17 protein-coding genes and 1 tRNA gene are annotated in these 21,651 nt (G+C 42.5%); 11 read left to right on the top strand and 7 right to left on the bottom strand.

Translation table 11 applies throughout. The annotated features are described in order from the left end of the window. The first annotated feature begins 34 nt into the window (after positions 1 to 34). Positions 35 to 205, top strand: coding sequence for a hypothetical protein (locus ACT7WV_RS11480; protein ID WP_445103024.1), 171 nt, complete (start codon positions 35 to 37; stop codon positions 203 to 205). Between the two features lie 11 nt (positions 206 to 216). On the opposite strand, the gene ACT7WV_RS11475 is transcribed toward ACT7WV_RS11480, so the two are convergent. Beyond that, positions 217 to 2,049: a DMT family transporter gene (locus ACT7WV_RS11475; protein WP_445103023.1), complete on the bottom strand. Its 1,833-nt coding sequence runs from the start codon at positions 2,047 to 2,049 to the stop codon at positions 217 to 219. Between the two features lie 124 nt (positions 2,050 to 2,173). Next, positions 2,174 to 3,472: an inorganic phosphate transporter gene (locus ACT7WV_RS11470; RefSeq protein WP_445105628.1), complete on the bottom strand. Its 1,299-nt coding sequence runs from the start codon at positions 3,470 to 3,472 to the stop codon at positions 2,174 to 2,176. 351 nt (positions 3,473 to 3,823) lie between these two features. On the opposite strand from ACT7WV_RS11470, the gene ACT7WV_RS11465 reads away from it, so the two are divergent. The 4 genes from ACT7WV_RS11465 to ACT7WV_RS11450 all read left to right on the top strand — a co-directional run bounded on the left by ACT7WV_RS11465 (position 3,824) and on the right by ACT7WV_RS11450 (position 7,679). Continuing rightward, the gene (locus tag ACT7WV_RS11465; RefSeq protein WP_445103022.1) at positions 3,824 to 4,216 is read left to right on the top strand and encodes a hypothetical protein; all 393 of its coding nucleotides are present in this window, start codon (positions 3,824 to 3,826) and stop codon (positions 4,214 to 4,216) included. A 205-nt stretch (positions 4,217 to 4,421) separates the two neighbouring features. Continuing rightward, complete coding sequence (gene cobO, locus ACT7WV_RS11460; protein WP_445103021.1) at positions 4,422 to 5,114, top strand: cob(I)yrinic acid a,c-diamide adenosyltransferase; 693 nt, start codon at positions 4,422 to 4,424, stop codon at positions 5,112 to 5,114. A 506-nt stretch (positions 5,115 to 5,620) separates the two neighbouring features. Then, positions 5,621 to 6,472 (top strand): Npun_R2479 family HD domain-containing metalloprotein, encoded by an 852-nt coding sequence (locus ACT7WV_RS11455; RefSeq protein WP_445103020.1) that lies wholly within the window; start codon positions 5,621 to 5,623, stop codon positions 6,470 to 6,472. Between the two features lie 262 nt (positions 6,473 to 6,734). Next, positions 6,735 to 7,679: an NAD(+) kinase gene (locus tag ACT7WV_RS11450; protein ID WP_445103019.1), complete on the top strand. Its 945-nt coding sequence runs from the start codon at positions 6,735 to 6,737 to the stop codon at positions 7,677 to 7,679. Between the two features lie 190 nt (positions 7,680 to 7,869). Here ACT7WV_RS11450 and ACT7WV_RS11445 read toward each other — a convergent pair whose 3' ends face one another. After that, positions 7,870 to 8,799, bottom strand: a complete 930-nt coding sequence (locus ACT7WV_RS11445) for a phytanoyl-CoA dioxygenase family protein (RefSeq protein WP_445103018.1) — start codon at positions 8,797 to 8,799, stop codon at positions 7,870 to 7,872. 985 nt (positions 8,800 to 9,784) lie between these two features. Between ACT7WV_RS11445 and ACT7WV_RS11440 the strand changes: the two genes are divergently transcribed. Then, positions 9,785 to 11,521, top strand: a complete 1,737-nt coding sequence (locus tag ACT7WV_RS11440; RefSeq protein WP_445105627.1) for an ABC transporter ATP-binding protein — start codon at positions 9,785 to 9,787, stop codon at positions 11,519 to 11,521. A gap of 25 nt (positions 11,522 to 11,546) precedes the next feature. Next, complete coding sequence (ccmS, locus tag ACT7WV_RS11435; RefSeq protein ID WP_445103017.1) at positions 11,547 to 11,978, top strand: beta-carboxysome assembly chaperone CcmS; 432 nt, start codon at positions 11,547 to 11,549, stop codon at positions 11,976 to 11,978. Positions 11,979 to 12,039: 61 nt separating this feature from the next. Here ccmS and ACT7WV_RS11430 read toward each other — a convergent pair whose 3' ends face one another. Then, a complete protein-coding gene (locus ACT7WV_RS11430; RefSeq protein WP_445103016.1) occupies positions 12,040 to 12,783 on the bottom strand; it encodes a hypothetical protein in 744 nt (247 codons plus the stop codon). A 258-nt stretch (positions 12,784 to 13,041) separates the two neighbouring features. Here ACT7WV_RS11430 and ACT7WV_RS11425 point away from each other — a divergent pair, with 258 nt between their 5' ends. After that, complete coding sequence (locus ACT7WV_RS11425; RefSeq protein WP_445103015.1) at positions 13,042 to 14,817, top strand: CAP domain-containing protein; 1,776 nt, start codon at positions 13,042 to 13,044, stop codon at positions 14,815 to 14,817. A 452-nt stretch (positions 14,818 to 15,269) separates the two neighbouring features. Further along, positions 15,270 to 16,691 (top strand): CAP domain-containing protein, encoded by a 1,422-nt coding sequence (locus ACT7WV_RS11420; RefSeq protein WP_445103014.1) that lies wholly within the window; start codon positions 15,270 to 15,272, stop codon positions 16,689 to 16,691. A gap of 139 nt (positions 16,692 to 16,830) precedes the next feature. Here ACT7WV_RS11420 and ACT7WV_RS11415 read toward each other — a convergent pair. After that, positions 16,831 to 16,902, bottom strand: a tRNA-Asn gene (locus ACT7WV_RS11415). Between the two features lie 158 nt (positions 16,903 to 17,060). Between ACT7WV_RS11415 and ACT7WV_RS11410 the strand changes: the two genes are divergently transcribed. Then, positions 17,061 to 17,552, top strand: a complete 492-nt coding sequence (locus tag ACT7WV_RS11410; protein ID WP_445103013.1) for a hypothetical protein — start codon at positions 17,061 to 17,063, stop codon at positions 17,550 to 17,552. 98 nt (positions 17,553 to 17,650) lie between these two features. Further along, complete coding sequence (locus ACT7WV_RS11405) at positions 17,651 to 19,468, top strand: ABC transporter ATP-binding protein (RefSeq protein WP_445103012.1); 1,818 nt, start codon at positions 17,651 to 17,653, stop codon at positions 19,466 to 19,468. A 113-nt stretch (positions 19,469 to 19,581) separates the two neighbouring features. On the opposite strand, the gene sfsA is transcribed toward ACT7WV_RS11405, so the two are convergent. Continuing rightward, positions 19,582 to 20,355 carry a DNA/RNA nuclease SfsA gene (sfsA, locus tag ACT7WV_RS11400; protein WP_445103011.1) on the bottom strand — a complete coding sequence of 258 codons (774 nt, stop codon included), beginning with the start codon at positions 20,353 to 20,355 and terminating at the stop codon, positions 19,582 to 19,584. A 7-nt stretch (positions 20,356 to 20,362) separates the two neighbouring features. Continuing rightward, positions 20,363 to 21,421, bottom strand: a complete 1,059-nt coding sequence (locus tag ACT7WV_RS11395) for a hypothetical protein (RefSeq protein WP_445103010.1) — start codon at positions 21,419 to 21,421, stop codon at positions 20,363 to 20,365. Between the last annotated feature and the right edge of the window lie 230 nt (positions 21,422 to 21,651).

Genomic DNA, 21,651 nt, shown 5'->3' with positions numbered 1-21,651 from the left:
ATAAAAAAGCAGATGCTTTCCCTTTAAGTAATCTATGATGACTTACCATGCCCAGATTTCTGAGACTGTAAACTTTGATCAAGGAAACTTGAGCTTGATCCAAGCTACTCATCCCCTGATGACATTTAACTACGACCTAATATTCGTGTGTCTTTTTGTCTGGTTCCTCGCCTTCATCATCAAAGGCGGAGAATATCAAGATTGAGCACATCGATTTTATCCTTCTCTTGCAGCCAGTTGAGCTGCTTTGCTCTGGCGACGCCACTGCTCAAAACTTAGGGCAGCAACTCCCAGAGTAACTAGTAGCATACCCAAGATTTGCCCTCCAGAGATTATTTTTTGAAGGCTAAAAAATGCCAAGAATGCCGTTAAAGCTGGTACAGTTGCCCCCAAAATAGAAGCTCGACTGGCACCAATCATTCTAATGCCAATGTTGCTCAGCAAATAGCTCAGAAGGGTAGCTCCACCTAAGACTAAACTACTGACGAACATACTAGACCACTCTACAGTGGGGTCAATCTCGAAACCCCAAGACTCTGGTAATGGTAATGCCAAGCTGAGGCTAGAAAAAGCAAGAACCAGGATAAAGTTAATCCAGCTACAAGGAATCGGATTAAGTTTTTGCCCGCAGGTTTGCATCAAAACTATATAAAAAGCGAAAGCAATACCAGAAGCAACAGCCGCGCTGACGCCTGAAGTAGCAGATTCTCCATCTCCGTTAGTGGCAAAAATGCTCAAGGCAACTCCCACTAAAACACTAAAAATAACTATGGTGCGTAATAAGCTAAGGCGAACCCCAAACAGCGCCCATGACAACAGCAAAGTAACCACGGGATAGATAAAGAAAACTGTAATGGTAATCCCTGGTGAAAGCGAACCCAAAGCCAGATAAATTAGCATTTGAGACAAAAATAGAAAGAAGCCACTGCCTAAAAGTTTGAGAAATAAAGACCAATCCTGGGATTGAATAAATTGCTTAAGATCTCGCCATACTGCTGGGTAGAGTAGGGTGGCCAAAATTGCCATTAGCGGCACTACAACCAGCATTCGTAGCCAGAGGATAAGTAGGGCATTTCCTACACCCAGAGAAATAAACCCCCCAATTGGTTCAGATAAACTAAAGAGTTGAGATTGGTTGAAAATTACAGTAACTACTAAGTACTCGCAAGAGAGAGCAAACCAAGAAAGCAGAACTAACAAAAAACCAAGGGGTTGTTTCCAGGCTTTTCTAGACTCAATTGGGCGCTCTTGAATGGTAGTAGCTGGCCCTGAGGAGTCTAAGAACTCGGTGGCTGTTAATGATTGCTCACGGGGGTAAGAGACGACAGAAGTATTGTAATTTTCTTCGGGATAGCCATAAGTGTCAGCATCAGACAGGGGGGAAGACTCTGCTACTGTTGGGGAATTCAGCGAGTTGTTCTTGCTGGTAGATGGCTGAGATTGAATTTCTTCTCGTAACCGCTCAACAAGCATCTCCAGAAAGGCTTCTCCTTGCTGTCCCAAATTGTACATCTGAGCCAACTGCTGCGAGAGAGAACTCTGATAGCTATTGAGATCTTTTTGTAGTGTACTAAAAGTTGTCCTCAGAGTAGAATCCAAAGAGGCAATTAGTCGGTAAGCATTTTCGTTGTAATCACTGGCAGTTAAAGCTGGTGGCAAACCAGAACCAGCAGTAAGATCAATCGTTAATGGCTGTGGGTTTAGCCCTGCTGTTAGCCTCAGAAATGGTTCTGAGACTCGTGATTGTTCCGCCAGTTGATTGAGGCGCTGCATCGTTAGCTCTTGCAGCTTGTTTGCTAAAGCTGGGGCAATCTGTGTGACAAATTGCTGCTGCTGAGAAATCTGCTGTTGCCGCTCAGACTGAAGCTTGTCAATTTCTTCAATCAACTGAGATTTCTCTTTCTGGAGCCGCTCCACGTCCTCAGACAAGCCGACAAGAAGATTTTGCCGCAGTTTCTCAAGCTCCTGAGTCATTGATCTCATCAGCTCTTCTGCCGCTTGTGGCTCATTTGCTCCAGAATTTGACCTTTGCTTGTCGAGTTCCTCCATTGGTGTTTAACCTATTCCTTGAATGCAATAATAAACATTGATTTTACTCGTCTGAGGTCTAGTGCTATTGTGCTAAGCTCATTGCTACAGCCATTCAACTGGATTTGAGATTACCTATCAATTATCAGAGAACGCCTGGTAAAAACAAATTTGTCTGGGCAATAAAGCTTTGAGCAATAGAAAAGATTATCGCTCCTAAACCGGCTGCGACAGGCAAGGTAATTAACCACGCCAAGGCAATGGATTTCACTGTTTGAAAACGAACACTCTGCTGAGTCTGAATTAGTCCAATGCCGACTACTGCACCAACTAGTGCATGGGATGTTGAAACTGGTAAACCAGCGCGTGAGGCAAGCAAAATGGTAGTCGCGGTAGCAATTTCTGCACAAAAACCACTGCTGGGTTGGAGGGTAATGATATTTTCTCCCACTGTGGAGATTACTTTTTTACCCAAGACGGCTAAACCAGCAACGATGCCAGCACCGCCGAGCAAGAGAATCCATAAGGGGATACTTAAGCTATCAAGGGGTACGGAACCAGTTTGAATAATGTATGTGATCGCGGCTAAGGGTGCGATCGCGTTGCCGACATCATTGGAACCGTGGGCAAAGGCAACAAAGCAAGCACTTAGTACCTGGAACTTCCCTAGTTGCCGCTCCACAGGTGAGTATAGTTGCAAATTGGAACCACTTTTAGGTACTTCGGTTGAATTATTTTGGGCAAGTTGACGCCAGCTAACAATGGTGAGGATAACAGCAGCTACAGCAGCAGTGGCAATCGGCAAGTCGTGGGCAGGAAAAGGCAAAGTGGCGAAGAAGGGGCGTGCAAATATAGTAGGCAAGACAATTACACCGAAGACGCTCAGCATTGAGGCACTCAGCCAAGGAATCCACTCAACCAACTTCTCGATAGGGTTAGGTTGTTCCAGAATCGAGTACTTCAGTAAGCTGTATAACCCTACTGCCAGGATACCGCTTACCAAGGGAGTTACTACCCAGGCAAGTGTAATACGACCAATATTAGTCCAGTCAACAGCCTCGATTCCCACTGCCACCCAACTAAAACCTGCGATCGCTCCTACTACTGCATGGGATGATGCTACCGGCAAACCCTGACTGGTGGCAATTTGCAGCCATAAACCACAAGAGAGCAACACCGCTATCATGCCGATTAGCAGTAACTGAGGTGTTTCCTCAAATAAAGCGGGGTTGACTACCTTCGTTGCCAGGGTTTCTGAAACATCTTGACCAAACAAAACAGCGCCAGTGAACTCCAAAACACCAGCAACTACCAGCGCCTGCTGCAGAGTCAGGGCTTTCGAGCCAACCGAGGTACCCATGGAATTGGCGACATCATTTGCCCCTAAGTTCCAGGCAACGTAAACAGCGAGGATTGCAGTTAGACCAAGGGAAAGCAGCAAAATTTATCAAGGAAAAGGGTTAATCTTTGAAGAAATTAATTTTTATGACAAATTTCCGCTACGGGGGGATTTTGCCTTATTCTACAAAGCACAATACTCTAAAAGTATGAAGCTTGTCTTTACATTAGGCTAAGATAAATTACCCATTAGGAAAAGGGGGACTTGATATTTTGCAGATTAAGGTATCCTCACCCCAGACTCACTGTTAGTGAAGAAATCCCTGATATTTCCTGGGGTAAGCATCGCGATTGGAACTAGTGGCTGGGTCTACGCTATGCAGACCAATTCAAAATTTAGTTAGTTAAATTACTCAGAGTCCAGAAAGTTACTGTATAAGCCCCATCTGTTCTAGCAATGCCCAACGATTTTCTTTTTCTCGCTCTCAACAATATGCAGTCTTCATCAAAACCAACAGATAATGATGAACACTGGCCAACATTCGAGGAAATTTTGCAGTCCCTCCACAACCGAGGAATTTACATACATTCTGAACAATTAGCCGAGTTTATGTTGGTACACGGACTACCTGTTCACCCGCGTTACGTACCGGAGCGTTTGCAAGATAAAGCTATACGAGTGAATCAGAATTATCAGGGAGACATGGCTCGTCCTATTGAAGAGCTGGAGCATCCCGACTGGGATTATTCCTGGATGCCTCCTCAACAAATATCCGACCATCAGCACAACCAGATCAACCAAGATACCGTAATTGAAGAACTAGAACAACCTAGTTGGGATTATCCGTAGCTCAATTAGCGGTAAACCTAGCTTAAATTTTGCACTGGGTAAGGCGCTTATTGTAGAGATAACCATAATAGTGCGCCTCAACCACTCTACTATAGGCTTAGTATTGACTGGATCAATGATCTCTAAAATCAGCCTCAGTCTCAATTATTTACTTGACTGGGGATGATTCTAGCCTTGGTGCCGTTTGTCTGCCTAACTTGAATAGATGATGAATTACCAAACCGCCTCTCAAGAAACCCCGGAATCGAATGATATTGCTGACTCAGGAATATCTGGACTGACACCAGAGCAATATCAGCAGAAAATGCAGAGGCGTAAGGAAGTACAAGAAAAACGAGTTGCTGAGGCGTCTCAAGAAAAGGGTTTAATTATTGTTAACACTGGTAACGGCAAGGGTAAGACAACAGCGGCGTTGGGAATGGTTTTGCGATCGCTGGGCCATGGCTACCGGGTAGCAATTGTACAATTTATCAAGGGAGCTTGGGAACCAGCCGAGAAAACAGCCTTCCAACACTGGACATTAGCTGCATCCGGAGATAAACCCCAACTAGAGTTTCATGCCATGGGAGAAGGCTTTACTTGGGAAACGCAAGATCGAAACCGAGATATTGCTACAGCACAGGAAGCATGGGAAAAAGCGCTAGGATTTATTTGTAACCAGGACTTCCGGCTAGTACTATTGGATGAAATTAATATAGCCTTGAAGCTAAACTACCTCAAGGTCGAGGACGTTTTGGCAGGCTTAGAGCAAAAACCTAGAGATACTCATGTCATTCTAACCGGAAGAGGAGCGCCAGCCGCATTGATTGAGCGAGCAGACTTAGTAACGGAAATGACTCTAGTTAAGCATCCTTTCCGGGAACAGGGAGTCAAGGCGCAACCAGGTATTGAGTTTTGAGCAATGAATTTATACCAGAACAATCTCTGGTGTTGCGCTAATCTCACTGAATAATTAGAGGTTAACCTAGAAGCAATGGGATTACCGTGCCGTTTTATTTAGTTGAAAGTAAATCAGCTAATCAGCACAAAATTTGCGCAATATGGCAGAAGTCACTAAGCTCAAAACCTTTATCAGTTATGGCTTATGGCTTGCTGACTTCCTCTTGATACAGGGTAAATAAACCTCAGTATATTAATAATTTTGTGATCTCCCTCACATACATATTCTCAGAAAATCACTTTTCTTTAAAAGATTTAATCACAATTAATTATTCGTCTTTTACTTAGGATATATATATAGCCAAGCTGTTATTTTTCAATCTATCCTAGTAACTAACTCTATTATCAAATCAAGAAAAACCAAACTCAATTTAGAAATAGAAAAATAATTAGCTAGATCAAACCAGTCCTTATTTTGTTGAATAATTGCAAACTAGCTGCTTAGTACCGTCGAAATAACTCTCTATGTTAGATACCACACAAATACTCATTGACCACTTTGTACAAAATATCCGAGAAGGCTACCAACGCACCTACGGAGGCTGGAATTCTCAATACGCAGAAATTATTGGCTGGGCAGGAGGTATGGCGTTAGAAAATATTGCTAATAGCGATGCCCTATATCACAATGTCGAACATACAATCTTAGTTACGTTAGTTGGACAGGAGATTTTGCGGGGCAAACATATCCGTGAAGGTGGAATTTCTTGTGAAGACTGGATGCACACCATTATCTCTTTGCTCTGTCATGATATCGGCTATGTCAAAGGAGTCTGCCGCAAAGACCAAATCAGTGAAGGGTTGTATGCTACCGGTGTAGATGAAGCAATGATTTCTCTACCCCAAGGAGCTAGTGATGCCAGTCTGACTCCTTACCATGTAGATCGAGGAAAATTATTTATTGAGGAGCGCTTTGGCGGACACCTGATCATCGACGCCAGAGTGATTAAGCTTAACATCGAGCTAACTCGTTTTCCAGTGCCTAATGACGAAGACCATCAAGATAAAATCAATGCACCTGGCTTAGTGAGAGCTGCTGATTTAATTGGTCAGCTCAGCGACCCACGATACTTAAAGAAGATTAGCGCTTTATATTATGAGTTTGAAGAAACAGGTGTCAACAAACAACTAGGATATCACCATCCAGGAGACCTGCGGCAAAACTACTCCCAGTTTTACTGGAAAGGCGTCTATCCCTACATCAAGGATGCCTTGCCCTACTTAGAGCTAACCCTTGAAGGTAGGCAAATCATTGCTAACCTTTACGCTAATGTGTTCGTAGTAGAGCATGAGCAACCCTCACTCAATGTAGCCTGAGTGGAGCAAGGAACTGACCATCACAGGTTACCTCTTTGACTGCAACTTGGTATTGGTATCAGTAGTCAGCAAAATTAATTATTCTTCTGAAATAATCTGCACTTTCAAAAGTATTTTTTCTGATGAATTTGCACCAATGAGCTGTTTTGCCTGGAGAAGATGCATTAGCTGATCAGGTAATAATTGACCAATACGATACTGCCCTATCGAGCGATCCTCTTTAGAATAGGGATGACCACAAGGGCTGAGTAATGAGGTTAAGGTGCAATTAAAGCAGGTTATTATTGTTCACAAAGCTGGAGACCCTCAAGGCAAAGCTTGGGCAGAAAAATGTGCTCGTGAATTAGAAAAACATCAATGCCACGTTCTCATTGGACCAAGTGGAGCAAAAGATAACCCCTATCCCGTATTTTTAGCCTCGTCAACACAACCGATTGATTTAGCGATAGTTTTGGGCGGTGATGGTACGGTACTGGCAGCTGCAAGGCATCTGGCTCCAGAAGGGACTCCGATTTTGGCAGTCAACGTGGGAGGAAATTTGGGCTTTTTGACAGAGCCGTTTGAGGAATTTAAAGACACCGAGCAGGTTTTGCAGCGAATATTAGAAGACCGTTATGCTGTTCAACGGCGGATGATGGTGCAAGCACATGTATTTGAGGGGCCATCTCTCAAAGATAGCCATGCTTCGCGCAGGGAAACTCTAGCCGTAAGCGATCGCTTCCTGGCACTTAATGAAATTTGCGTTAAACCCGCCTCAGCAGATCGTATGATTACCTCGATTCTGGAGATGGAAATTGACGGGGAAGTTGTCGATCAGTACCAGGGAGACGGGCTAATCGTCGGGACGCCTACTGGTTCAACTTGCTATACTCTTTCTGCCAACGGACCAATTCTACACGATGGCATGGAAGCAATTACCGTGACACCAATTTGTCCCTTGAGTCTTTCTAGCCGTCCTCTTGTTCTACCTGCTGGTTCTGTTGTCAGCATTTGGCCTTTGGGAGATTATGAACTCAACACTAAACTCTGGACAGATGGTGTTCTCGGCACATCCATTTGGCCTGGGCAGAGAGTGGATGTCCGTATTGCTGACTGTTATGCCAAGTTTATTATTTTGCGAGGCAATTACTCGTACTACCAAACATTACGGGAAAAGTTGCAGTGGGCTGGTGCTAGAATCCGCTATAACAACAATCACCGTAACTGATTGAAGGTAGGCTCGATAAGGGTAGTGGTAAGTTGTCAAGGAAAGCGATCCAGATCACACCAATTTTGTTTAGAGTTGCGACAAATATTGTTTTAAGTAATCAATCTTTTTTGAAATTGGTATAAGTACCCTTTAAGAGGCAATCTTCAGTATTCCCACTCCTGGAAAGTGGGGATACTGGAGACTAACATTAGCAAAGTCTCAGACCTTGATACTTGTTAATTGCAAACTCTATCTGTAGCAACAATCGCTCTTTCTCAGTAGGAATACTGCCTTTGTGAAAACAGCAAGTGTCTCCTACAAATCCCAAACCAGCAGTTCCGCAAACAGTTACCTCATTTTCTGGTCCGTAATTATCCAAAATATTTTGGTCGCCCAGACCAGCACAGCGTTGACCCAGTAGCTGATGTAGTAACTTCTTATTTTTGTGTGTGCTGCGAATGTAAGCATGCGGCCCGCTTGAGAGATCTACATCTGTCAAGTAAAAGAAGAACTTAATTGAGCGATAATCATCCAGGTCATAGTGATATACCTGAGCTGCTTTCATTTGCTCAAACCAGCTCGCTTGAACTGGAAAACTCCAGGCAATTTCACTCTCTATACACTGAGGATTAGTGCCGAGATACTTAGCAGCTATTGCTAATAAAGTTGGGTCGTTTGCTAGTTTCCGAAAAGCTGACCAGTTTCTGCTGTAGTTCAGATAACTACCCAGCATGATTTTTTTGCCAATCTTCTCTTCTAGCTTTTCTTTTTCATTGTAATGAAAGCTAAAATTATGGTTTCTATCACCATAGCAAATTTCTGATTTAGTAAGTTTCCTTAGCTCCTGCACGAGATCTTGCGGTAGCTGAAGCCCTACATAATAGCCATCTTTTTTCATGGTCGAAACTACCTGATCTGCATTGATGTTTTGAAACATCGAAGCCTGATTTTCGCTAATTTCTGGTGATTTGTAGGATAGTTGGGAAAAACTTCTCACCAAGTCACGTATCAGCTCAAAACGACCAATTTTGCGCATCACAAATAAACCAAAATCTCGGCTGAGACATTGATAACTTTTGTGGCAATAATCAAAAAATCTTGAAATAAAGTCTTGGGGTTTTCTAGCTAAAGTTACCATTACTCAAAGTCTTCCTTTGAATTATTTTTGTTCGTTGCTTTGTGCCTAATTAAGAACTGAGTGATTCAACACAAATCTACCTATCTAGTCAACAGTCTGTAGTTAACTTCGGTCGATACAACCTCAACAAAGCTATAACTCACTGAACAACTATCAAAGTTATTCTTCTTCTCGATAAGAGCCGAGCCAAATTAAAAATTTTGATAGTTGTTTTTAGCTAAATCTACTTAACAGGCTTCGATGGACAATATCTCACTGCCAGCGATTGAAATAAAAATAATTTCAGAAAAATGCTGAGTTGCTACAGGGGATAAGACTTAACCAGGTCATTATTCACTTCTTCTGGCTGAACTGAAATGGTTTCTTTGCCGAGGAATTGAATTATCTAGGCTCCTTGTTGATTATGAAGCTCAACAAATTAAAGAAATTTACAATCTTTATTCTACTATTCAAGAATATCACAAAAATGAATTTACATTCAGTTATTTTCTGAGTTTTTAGCTGAACTTCATAAGATCTTTACAAAGTATCAGCTTGTGTACGAATAATTTCTTGATTTAATATATTTTTCACTAATTCCATAGTTCGTATTAATTCAAGAACTGATAAATTTCTGAACAAACTGTGTTTAACAATTATTGCTAATGTTGGTTGATGGTATGTTGAATTGCATAATTAATGCTAACACTAGTTTAGTCTTGCGATAAAAATTTGTTATATTAGTATTTATCAATATTCGTCAGTAAAGCGCCCAGCCTCATAGAAGACAATGAATTAGTGGTGAAACTTTGCTAACACTATTCTGGTTTCCTGTATAAGGAGAAAAATAACCAGAATAAGTTAGTTTTGACGACACTCAGGGTTAATCAGCGTGCCAAGTACTAGATCACATAAACCTAAAAACAACGTCCCTAGGAGTTACGCATCCTCCTCTGGTTTTAAAACCAAAAATCAGCCACCATTAGTATCTCCCCTCAAACGCCTAATCAATTACGGACATAACTATCGTACTCAAATCTGGCAGGCTACTGCTTGCTCGATCTTGAATAAAATTTTTGATCTGGCTCCACCAGCTTTAATCGGCGTTGCGGTGGATGTCGTCGTAGAGCAACAGAATTCATTCATTGCCAAGTTAGGGATAAAGAATGTATTCAACCAACTTGTGATAATAACTTTTCTGAGTTTAATTATCTGGGGGTTGGAATCAATTTTTGAGTATGCATACGATCGTTTATGGCGTAACTTAGCACAGCAGATTCAGCATGATTTGCGCTTAGATGCCTATGAACATTTGCAATCTTTAGAACTCGCTTATTTTGAAGATAGCAATATTGGCAACTTAATGTCCATTCTGAGTGACGATATTAACCAATTGGAACGCTTTCTGGATGTGGGAGCCAATGAAATTATCCAAGTAACCACAACTGCAGTAATTATTGGTGCTGCTTTCTTTATTTTAGCTCCCAGCGTAGCTTGGATGGCTATCTTGCCGATGCCTTTTATTCTTTGGGGTTCAATTGCCTTTCAGCACCGCCTTGCTCCTCGCTACGGAGCTGTTCGAGAAAAAGTGAGTCTACTTAATGGACAATTAGCGAACAATCTGACGGGTATTACTACTATTAAGAGCTTCACCTCAGAAGAATACGAAATATCAAGGATTGAAGCCCAAAGTGAAGCTTATCAGCAAAGTAACCGTCGAGCGATCGCTCTTTCTGCGGCATTTGTACCTTTAATCCGTATCATTATTTTGTTTGGTTTTATCGGTATCTTGCTCTATGGCGGGATGGAAGCTGTTAACGGGCAATTATCAGTAGGTACATACAGCGTCTTAGTCTTCCTAACACAGCGTTTGCTTTGGCCTTTAACGCGATTGGGAAATACTCTTGATCTCTATCAAAGAGCAATGGCTTCTACAGCACGGGTGCTGAATTTGCTGGATACTCCCATAGAGATACACCCAGGAGACATACTATTGCCCGTAGAACAGGTGAAAGGAAGTTTGGAGTTAAAGAACGTTACATTTGCTTACCGGGAGCGCTCTCCTATAATTGAAAATCTTTCTTTAAAGATCCCCGCCGGCAAAACCATTGCCATCGTTGGTTCAACTGGTTCCGGTAAAAGTACCCTAGTAAAACTATTATTGCGGCTATATGAAGTAAACTCAGGAAGTATCACCCTCGATGGCATTGAAATCCAAAAATTGCAGTTACAGGATTTGCGGCGTGCCATTGGTTTAGTGAGCCAGGATGTGTTTTTATTTCATGGCACAGTGCGGGAGAATATTGCCTACGGCAGTTTTGATGCTACTTTAGCAGAGGTGATGACAGCAGCAGAGATTGCCGAAGCTCACGAGTTTATCAGTAAACTACCCCAAGGTTATGAGACGATTGTTGGTGAACGGGGTCAGAAATTGTCAGGAGGGCAACAGCAGCGCGTGGCGATCGCTCGCGCCGTCTTGAAGAATCCCCCCATTCTTATTCTCGATGAAGCGACATCGGCGGTGGATAATGAAACGGAAGCAGCAATTCAACGCTCACTGGAGAAAATTACCAAAAACCGCACAACGATCGCGATCGCTCATCGTCTTTCTACTGTACGCAATGCTGATTGCATCTATGTAATGGAAGAAGGTAAATTAGCCGAGCAAGGGCAGCACGAACAATTACTAGAGCAACGGGGGATTTATGCCAGCCTCTGGCGCGTACAGTCTGGTTTAAGGTGATATTAGCAGAAGACGGAATGCACAGATGATTAGACTGGGTACGACTGAGCCACAAAAGCCAGAAAATAACTGGCAACGTCAGCTAGATGAATTTGTCAAGGCAAATCGACAAGAACTAGCTGCACTATCTTGGGGGCTTTATTTGGCAAAAGGAGAGAGTAAGGATACTTTAGGAATTGATTTGAAGCCGAAGCCGCATTTTGTCTATTGTCCTAAAGAAGCGATTGAGAAACTTAATCATAAGGTTAAAAACCAACTTCAGGAAATTTTAGGAGTTGTCGATGCTCATCAACCTGACAAGGAAGTTTTGATTATCGGCATTGGTACAGGAGAGCTAAAGCTGATTCAGTTTGAACCGCAACCAGCACCCCCGGATTGTTTTGAGCAAGTTGGCGAGGAAGTCGATACCTTACTAGACAGGCTGGAACAAGGCTTAAGTGAGCAGATTGAGGTCTAATGAAGCTGAGGCAATAATGCTGGTTAAACCCAAACTAGTTGTCTTAATAGGACTACCATCATTATTGTCTACGAACAGCAATTGTATAGGAAGGTCGCTGTTTAGCTTCTCGTCGAGTCTTCACCAGACGAAAGTCATGATCTATGTATAAGTGCTGGAACTCAGGAGTGGCTAAAAAGGTTTTTTTGAATCTTTTGGCAGTAATACTATCCACATTTTCCAGTTGAGGTGCTTTAGTAGAATCTATTATCTGAGAAGATTTGTTTAAGGTAGATTGAACAGCCGTGTTAAACCAATCCCCTGCTTTCTCAATATTTAGGGGTATTGCTCTGATTCTCCAAGCTTGTTTGATGCCAATATTCTGAATCAACCATTGACCATTTTGTACTTCAAATTTTTGAAGTATCATAAAATCATAAGCTAGCAGAAATGCTGATAACTTTTGCAAAAAAGGAAGCTTCTGCCCAGGTGCATAGCGCGCAATATTGGCATAGTAACCGTCATCGTGAAAAATTTGGTAAGACTGTTCACGAGAACGCCCTGGCAGGATGTCGTGAAAAGGTATTGTAGACCAGACAGGTGACCAAATGCCCATTACCAGTGGTATTTGTTCTTCAGCCTCAGGAAAAGGATTGCGCCTACTTAACTCCTCGAAAAAAGGTGCCAATTCATTTTTATAAAACAGCACTTTTTTATTGAGAGGTTCTGCGTCTCGGTTTTGGGTAATAACCAAAAGTTTACTTTTCAGTTCTTCTGTACTCCAATGACTCAGATTATCAGAACTTAATACTTGATTAATTGCCATTGTTTATAGCCACCTTGTGGGGAAATGAAATGGTCTAATTATCAGAATTACACTCAAAGATAAGTATAGCAAAACTAATTTTTGTACACGTCAGTCTAAGGAGGGGTTTGAGAAACTGATGACTTAGCTTCTGCTAAAAAATAGCCACCTTTAAATTGAAAAAAATTACGATCGTATACTCTCGGCAAACATAGCGAAAACACGATTAAAAGCATGGGTTTCTGAAACTGGAGTTATCAACTTCAGGGACTTAAGCCAATGTTTGCAGCAGATCAGAAACAAAATCAACCAACAACGCAAGAGCAAGAAATGCTCGAACTTATCAACCGGATGCGGATCAATCCGGTTGACGAACTTAACAACTTAGTTAACTCATCAAATAGCGAAGTCAACTCTGCACTAGACTTCTTTAATGTCAATCTTGATCTCTTAAAAACTCAGTGGAGTACTCTCACACCAGTACAGCCAGTAGCATGGTCTAATGAGCTATACAACGCCGCTATAGGTCATAGCTTATCGATGATTCAGGAGGATACGCAATCGCACCAGTTGTTTGGTAAGCCGGATCTGAGTCAGCGGATTACAGAGACTGGATATAACTGGTCTAACATTGGTGAGAATGTCTATGCCTATGCCGAATCAGTCTTTCAAGGTCAGGCAGGCTTTGCCATTGATTGGGGTAACAACCCTGATGGCTCAGGGATACAAGCCAATTCTGGTCACCGCAACAATATCATGAATGACCAGTTTCGGGAAGTCGGTATTGCCATTATTACCGAAAGTGATCCGAATACAAAGGTTGGCCCTTTTGTGATCACCCAGAACTTTGCCAACAGTCAAAACTTAGCTTGGTATGGTGGTAACTCTTGGCTCTTGGGAGTGACCTTCAACGACAAAGTTGTTGATGATAACTTCTATACTGCTGGTGAAGGACTTGCGGGCATAAGTATTACAGCAGTCAATACTACAACCCAAGAGTCTTTCACCACAACCACCTGGAACTCTGGTGGATATCAGATGCAGCTATCTCAAGGTACTTACAATCTCACCTTTTCCGGTGACTGGAACAATGATGGGCAAACTGATATTGAAACACGTCAGGTAACAATTGGCTTAGAAAACGTCAAACTGGATCTGATTACTGATCAATTAAGCAAATCTTCTTACTCTGAGATACTGACAAATTCTCCACAATCTTTGCTCAATCCCACTGGGGAAAATGACAAACTTATAGACACTACTTACACTCAAACCATCACAGAGGACAGTAGCAATGACCCAATTAATACTGTTGATACTGATATTTTTGAAGGCAGCACTAGCAACGAACAAATCCTTAGTGAGCAGGACAATAACACACTTGTAGGTGGTAGTAGTAACGAGACTCTTACCGAGAATAACCCAATTAATACTATTAATAATAATACTTTTGGCGGCAGCACCAGCAATGAGCAACTCCTTAGTGAGCAAGGCAAAAACACATTTTTAGGTGGCAGTGGTAACGACACTCTCAGAGGCGGTACAGACAACGAACAATTTATTGGTGGCAAGGGTAAGGATAAAATTTTCGGCGGTAGTGGCAATGACACTCTTGAAGGCAACGAACAAAATGACAAGCTATTTGGCAATGACGGCGATGATCAACTAATCGGCGGTGAAGGAAATGACAAACTCTACGGTGGCCAGGGTAACGACACCTTAATTGGTGTAAACTCAACTCTGGTTAATCCAGGATCTGGTGAAGTTGATCGCCTTGGTGGTAACACTGGAGCAGATACTTTTGTTTTAGGAGATGCTAACAGTGCTTTCTACGTTGATGGCGAAACGAGCTACATGTTAATTACTGATTTTAGCCTCGGTGAGGATGTCATCCAGCTACACGGCAGTGCTGATAACTATCGGTTAGTAGATACATGTTCCAATCTCCAGATATTTTACGGAGAAACTGGCTCAATTCAAGATGATCTGATCGGTATTGTTAAAGGAAATGTCTCTAGTTTGGAACTATCAGGGACTGAGTTTAACTACGTTTAGGCTATTTCTGATCAAAGGTTACTCTAGCTGGTAAGTAAGAGATTTGCTGAAAAGTGAGATCTTTCTCTAGAGTGAAGGCTTAAAAGTGAAAACCGCTATAAGATAGAATCTACAGCTAAAAAAATTGCTTAAGCAATCATTCAGAAGATAGATGTGCCTCATCTACGTTGTTTTCGGACTAAGCACAGAGAATGGGTAACTGTGCCAATGTTCGATAAACATCAACAAATAAAGCTAGACTCCAATTATCTGAATATTTGACTACTTTACTGCTTCTTGTTAAGAGGAGCTAAAGGATTTTTCAGGGGAATTGCGTTCAGGCTATATGGAGTCAAAAGTCAAGTTTGCTTAAGTTTGAAATTTAATTGCATTTACTAGTATTTAGGGTGTCTTTACCAGACGGGTGCGCTGATACCGATTTGAGTTTAGACATTTTCTAAGGAGCAACAATTATGGCTCAGCCTACTGCACAAGAGCAGTATATGCTCGAGTTGATTAATCGGTCTCGTGAAGAGCCCAACGCTGAGGCAAATCGCTACAATATCAGCCTCAACCAAGGACTATCCCCAAACACAATCTCCAGTAATGCTAAGCAACCTCTGGCTTTTAACTTCAAGTTGATTGATGCAGCAAGAAGTCATAGCCAATGGATGCTGGATAACGATACCTTCTCTCATACTGGAGCTGGGGGTAGTGATGCAGGTGAGCGGATCGCAGATGCTGGATATCAGTTTACTGGCAGTTGGGCATGGGGGGAAAATATTGCATGGCGAGGGACAACTGGTACACCTAACTTAACCAACTTTGTCGCTATGCAGCATGAGGACTTGTTCCTCAGTCCCAGCCATCGTACCAATACCATGGCAGAGGAGTTCCGCCAGATTGGGATTGGCATCTTAAGCGGCGACTTTCTGGGCTACAATGCGGTGATGACTACCCAGAACTTTGCCAAGTCGGGTAACTCTGTGTTTTTGACGGGGGTGGCTTTCGATGACAACATCCTGGATGATGATTTTTATACTGTAGGCGAAGGACTTGGCGGCATCTCAATCAAAGCGGTTCGTCAGTCAGACAACAAGGAATTTACTACCAAGACTTGGAACGCTGGCGGCTATCAAATAGCCCTAGATAAAGGAACTTACGATGTTACCTTCTCCGGTGACTGGGATAAAGATGGGCAAAACGATACTAAAACCCATCAGGTAACTATTGGGTCGAAAAACATCAAACTTGACTTGGTTGCCGATGACTCAGGAAATACAGATAACTCTACACCTCAATCTAATCTTGAGCCTGCTGTAGCGAGCGACGAATTGAGCAGTAACTCTACTGCTGATAACAGCTACCTGGTTGAGGGTACACAGGGAGACGACATTCTGATTGGCGGTGCTAGTAATCAAACCCTCAAAGGCTACAGCGGCAATGACATGATCGAGGCTGCTGCTGGTAATGATACCCTCAGAGGTGGTCAGGGCAATGATCAACTGATAGGCGATGAGGGCAATGATCTACTTATTGGTGGCAGTGGGAACGACATTTTGATTGGTGTCAATCCTACTCTGACTAATCCAGGAGTCGCAGAGGTGGATAGGCTGCGGGGTAATGCGGGAACTGATACTTTTGTACTGGGGAATGCTAGTGGTGCTTTCTACGTCGATGGCAGTACAGGCTACGCAGTAATTAGTGACTATAGTTTTGGCGAAGATCTGATCCAGCTACACGGCAGTGCTGATAAGTATCAGCTAGTGGAGTCAGGTTCGCAAACCCAGCTACTCTACACAGAAGCAGGATTAGCCCAAAATGAACTGATTGGCATTATCAAAGGAGATTTTGCCGGATTAGAGCTTTCGGGAGCTGATTTTACCTACGCTTGATCTATCAGTTTGAGAGCCTCGTAAATTCCTTAGTCCACGAAGTTACGAGGCTCTTGACCAACTACTGTAAAGGTTAGTAGAAATTAGTAGTGCCAGAAAACGCTGATCTTTCAGCCTTGTTATCTCTTAAAATTAGAAACTCCCCAGGCCGGATTCGAACCAGCGACCAATCGGTTAACAGCCGACCGCTCTACCACTGAGCTACTGAGGATTACTTAGCCAACCTTTGTCAGCCTTATCAATTATAAGTACAAAAGGAAGAATCTAGCAAGTATTATCTCAAATTTTCATGAACATAAGTTTTCTGGGCCCATCTTGGCAAGAGTAGCGAAGATATACTACCTAAGTTCCTTCCTCTCTTGATGCTCTATGCTAACAAATCACAGCTTGTCCGTTCGTCTTTCCTTTATTTCCGTCGATCTACCGATTTGGTCTACTATCGAAACTAGCGCCACACTATACCAAAAGGATCAAGAGCGGTTTCACCTACTTTTGACAGAACCAAATCTTCGGGGGGACGAACCAGAACTGTCTGATAGTAAGGACTCTCAGCAAGAGAATTCGGAAAATTTTCGCCTTCTGTGGTTAGAAATCTCGCCTTACCGAGTGATGCTGACAATGCAGAGACACGGTAGATTAAGCTATCGCCATATCTGGGAGCAAGGAATCTACGGTATAAGTCGCTATTGGTTGCAAAGTGACTCTCTAGAAGGACATCAGCTATTACAACTGCGGAATTACACTCGGAGTTTACAGCTAACAGGTCGCCCCTTTCCCCAAAATCTGCGCTTGGAATACGAATTGTGGTCAGAAAAAGTCCCACTCGGTCGCTATGTATTAAATCTAGAAATTGATCACTAAGAAGGTTTTGTAGTATATTGTAATTTCAAGTGTTACAAAAACTGACTGGTAGAGACTCTCCTTGAGATCATGCCAGTCCTGTTTTGGTCAGGGTTATCATGGCAACATTTCAGGATATTCTCAACTACTACCGCCCCTACCGGGCAATATCTGTTTTTAGTATCACAGCAGCCAGCGCCTTTGAAATTATCGATCTAGTTGTACCTTACACGATTGGGCAGATTCTCAATGTTCTGTCTGATCAACCCTTGGATCAACCAATCCAAAACCTAGTAGAGAGTCTTGGCCTTATTACTCAGACTCAGGCTAGTCAATCCTTGTCCTTAGCAGTACTCATGGGGATTATTTTCCTGGTTACTGTAGTCAGAGCACCAATTCAACCCTGGTTGGGGACTTGGTTTCACTGGGATATTGCCCTGCGTTCTCGTCGTGACCAGTCCCAAAAAGCCATTGAAAAAATCCTTACCCTGCCTCTAGAATTTTATGACGAAAACAATCCTGGACGGATTGCCGGACGAATTGCCAAAGGTATTGCTAATCATACCTGGACTTACCCAGAAATTGCGGGACAACTGATGCCAAAACTGGCACGGGTGTTGGGTATTTTTGTAATCATCTGGTTCATCGAATGGCGCATTGCCATTTTGTTCTTAATTTCCTTTGTGTTTATCTTAGGTTTCAGCCTCAAAGATTTGAGAGAACTGATTGCCGAGGAAGAACTATTAGATAAGCATCAAGAAAATACGGAAAGTCGATCTTCAGAAATTGTCACCAACATCAAAACTGTCAAAGCTTTTGCCACCGAAGCGGCAGAACTGAAGCGACAACAACAGCGCTTAAACCGTGAACTCAAGTTTGTTTTGTATCGCATCCACTTAGGCTACATTAAGCTTGCTACCTGGCAAAGAGCGGTCATTCAAACTTGTGTTTTTTCGGTGCTGGGTTTAAGTTTGCTCGCTACCTTACAAGGGCAGATTTCCTTAGGACATTTTGTGACAACTCTAACTGTTTCCAGCATTGCTTACTCAGAACTGGAACCAATTAGCGAGTTAGCTGAAACTTTTGCCCGTCGTTATGCCTCAATGATTAGATTTCATGAGTTTATGCAGCTTCCCATCGGTAGGGATGCGGCGGGGATTTTGCTTAATGCTGCCGATACCGCGAAGTCTTACCAATTTACGGGCAAAGTAGAATTTTCTCATATGAGTTTTAGCTACGACTCTAGACGCCCAGTATTACAAGACGTTCAGCTATTAATAGAACCCTACGAAACTGTAGCACTCGTGGGTCGTTCTGGTTCCGGTAAGTCTACTCTGGTAAAACTCTTGTTCCGGTATTTTGAACCGAATCAAGGTTGCATTCTAATGGATGGCAAAGACATTCGCCATTTGGATATTACTGGCTATCGCCAGCGTCTAGCAATTGTTCACCAGGAAGTAGATGTTTTTAACGGTACTCTTTTAGATAATCTTACCTACGGTAACCGCAAGGTTAGCTTTAAAAAAGTTCAAGAAGCCTGCCGTATTGCCAGAGTAGATGATGTGATTGAGCAACTACCCCAAGGCTACCAAACCGTCGTTGGTGAGAGAGGTGTAAGATTATCCGGTGGACAAAGGCAGCGTCTGGGAATTGCCAGAGCACTATTAGTAGAACCAGATGTACTGATTTTTGATGAAGCAACTTCCAGCTTGGATTACGAGTCTGAGCGCTCAATTCAATTAGCAATGAAGAGTATCCAGGGTACTCGCACCACGATTGTTATTGCTCACCGACTTAGTACAGTGCGAGACGCCGATAAGATAGTAGTTCTTGATCAAGGTCAAATTGTTGAAGTGGGTAACCATTGGGAATTACTAAATCGCCAAGGGATTTATCAGCGTTTGCATTCGTTGCAAGAAACTGGTGAGCTGCTGTAAGTGATTTTTTGCCCAAGTGGTGAGTACAGTAAATCTAATAGCGATCGCATTTGCAAAGCGTCTCTTATCTTGCGATTAGATGACCAAGTTTTGGGATGCAATCGCTTTTTTCTTTAGCTTGTCTTGTCACTAATCCTTATGGGATTGGCTGAAGACGCAGCAAGGTAAAACTCTGCCAAACCCAGGTAACGAATCCCAACTGGGGTAATTTCAAAACGGCAGGGCAATACCTCAACTCCTTGAGCAACTGCCTTACGTAATAATTGACCGTATTCTGCGTCATAGGCATCGCCAGGGCTAAATTGAGTGCAGTCACCACGGTTAATAAAATACAGCATCACCGCCCGCGCCCGGGGAATTAGTGCCATCATTTCCCGTAGGTGTTTTTGTCCGCGAGTTGTTACCGTGTCGGGAAACAACACCATGTCTGAGTCAGCTAAGGTTGCACTTTTGATTTCCAGATATGTCGGAGGTAAAGATTCGTGACCAGTGAGTAAAAAATCTACACGGCTTTTTAGTTCCTTGCCATAGGGAACCTCGCGGCGAATTTCGCTGTAGGTACTGGTTAATTCAGGAATTAGTTGTTGCTCCAATGCTAATTTGATCACCCGATTTGGTAGAGCAGTGTTAATACCAACCCAGGTTGGTTGGTTTTCCTTCACCTGAATCATTTCCCAGGTATAGAGTAACTTCCGCTTCGGGTTATTACTCCGAGAAACCTTTACTAGGGAACCGGGAGTGCAAACACTAATCATGGGACCTGTGTTGGGGCAGTGGGCGGTGATCACTTCCCCAGAAAGCAGTTCGATATCAGCAAAAAAACGTTTGTAGCGCTTGAGTAAAATCCCAGTTTCTAGGGTTGGGTAATAATAAATTAGATCTGGCATTATCGCCTTATTCGCTTACCCACGGAGTTGAGCCGCTTGCTTGAGTTTCATCGACAAGATAATCACTGTGATTATTGCCAGGTTCTGTGAACACTTCTGGTGAAAACATACTCATTAAAGCTAGTAAATAGGGCTGAAAGATTTCTAAGTTTTCTCGACCTAAAACACCACGAATTTCCTGATTTAGCAGCGAAAGCATCAATCGCACCAATTCCCAGCTTACTTTTAAACTGGGGTAAATCATCAGGCATAAGGGAAATAATTCTTGCTGAATAGCCAGTGTGTTTTTTTCCAGAATGCACACCCAGAGGTAAACCTGGAACATCTCTATATCTCGGATACTGGAGACTTGAACAGCAGGATTGCTCAACAGCCCACTGTAAGATCGATAACGAGGATATAGTTCGGTGACTCGTTGGTGGATTGTTTTGGCAAGCTCACTACTAACTGGTAACAATTTACGTACCGCCTTTAGGTTAGGCGAGTCGTAATCATGTTTTGCTGCTGCTTCGTAAGCTCGTTGTAGTGGCATGTAGAGATGATCATCAATTACTTTAAAGTAGCCACTGACGAGAGAATTTTCTAATACAGGCAGAGGCTCTAGCAGCAGTTTTCCTGTGTAGTGAAACTGCATACTGACAAAGCTAATTAGTCTAGGATCTTGCTTAGTGTATTTCTGTCGAATGCGACCGAGATCAGAGGCAATTGAGACACTCAAACGTCGTGGTTTTACATTATCTGCATAGGCAGATAGTGCTTTTTTATATATTTCGTAAGCATCTCTAGAAATTTCCCAGGGGTCAATCAGCCTGTAGTCTATGTCGTGCCGTTTAACTTCACTGGCTAAGAAACTTTCTGTTCTGATCCAAGCATGGGCGCTTAGGGAACGAAGAGAACTCAGCATCTTTTGAGCTGTGGCTAGTCTCCCATCCTTAGTTTTATCTAATTCTACAAGGTTTTGAATATATTTTTTTGCCCATAATTTGGACAAATTGTCAATAGATACTGCTGTCGGTTCTTCCAGTTTCTGAAGTAGTTTTTGGTAACCATCGTCATTGTTATTCATAACTTGGTCTTTTTTTGGGGGGAAAGTTGCCAGAGAGATTGTAGAACGAATTCAGTTGGTTATTTAATATTTTTTGGTTATTTTAAAGATATTTGATTAAGGAATTAAGGGAAAAACACAGTTTTTTTATTAATTATTGTCTTTTAATGACTGCAATATATATGGATATATAGAATAGCACTTCAGGTATTTAACTGTTATTTTATGTGCTAGAAATTACTATCGGTAAA

This window comes from Symploca atlantica LB2515 (assembly GCF_052546295.1).
Note: the sequence above shows the minus strand (reverse complement) of the source record. Positions and strands in the feature narration are given on the sequence as shown.

Bases quoted from the DNA above. Each gene is read 5' to 3' on its own strand.
- ACT7WV_RS11480 (WP_445103024.1), top strand. From the start codon at position 35: ATGATGACTTACCATGCCCAGATTTCTGAGACTGTAAACTTTGATCAA.
- ACT7WV_RS11475 (WP_445103023.1), bottom strand. From the start codon at position 2,049: ATGGAGGAACTCGACAAGCAAAGGTCAAATTCTGGAGCAAATGAGCCA.
- ACT7WV_RS11465 (WP_445103022.1), top strand. From the start codon at position 3,824: ATGCCCAACGATTTTCTTTTTCTCGCTCTCAACAATATGCAGTCTTCA.
- cobO (WP_445103021.1), top strand. From the start codon at position 4,422: ATGATGAATTACCAAACCGCCTCTCAAGAAACCCCGGAATCGAATGAT.
- ACT7WV_RS11455 (WP_445103020.1), top strand. From the start codon at position 5,621: ATGTTAGATACCACACAAATACTCATTGACCACTTTGTACAAAATATC.
- ACT7WV_RS11445 (WP_445103018.1), bottom strand. From the start codon at position 8,799: ATGGTAACTTTAGCTAGAAAACCCCAAGACTTTATTTCAAGATTTTTT.
- ccmS (WP_445103017.1), top strand. From the start codon at position 11,547: ATGATTAGACTGGGTACGACTGAGCCACAAAAGCCAGAAAATAACTGG.
- ACT7WV_RS11430 (WP_445103016.1), bottom strand. From the start codon at position 12,783: ATGGCAATTAATCAAGTATTAAGTTCTGATAATCTGAGTCATTGGAGT.
- ACT7WV_RS11425 (WP_445103015.1), top strand. From the start codon at position 13,042: ATGTTTGCAGCAGATCAGAAACAAAATCAACCAACAACGCAAGAGCAA.
- ACT7WV_RS11420 (WP_445103014.1), top strand. From the start codon at position 15,270: ATGGCTCAGCCTACTGCACAAGAGCAGTATATGCTCGAGTTGATTAAT.
- ACT7WV_RS11410 (WP_445103013.1), top strand. From the start codon at position 17,061: ATGCTAACAAATCACAGCTTGTCCGTTCGTCTTTCCTTTATTTCCGTC.
- ACT7WV_RS11405 (WP_445103012.1), top strand. From the start codon at position 17,651: ATGGCAACATTTCAGGATATTCTCAACTACTACCGCCCCTACCGGGCA.
- sfsA (WP_445103011.1), bottom strand. From the start codon at position 20,355: ATGCCAGATCTAATTTATTATTACCCAACCCTAGAAACTGGGATTTTA.
- ACT7WV_RS11395 (WP_445103010.1), bottom strand. From the start codon at position 21,421: ATGAATAACAATGACGATGGTTACCAAAAACTACTTCAGAAACTGGAA.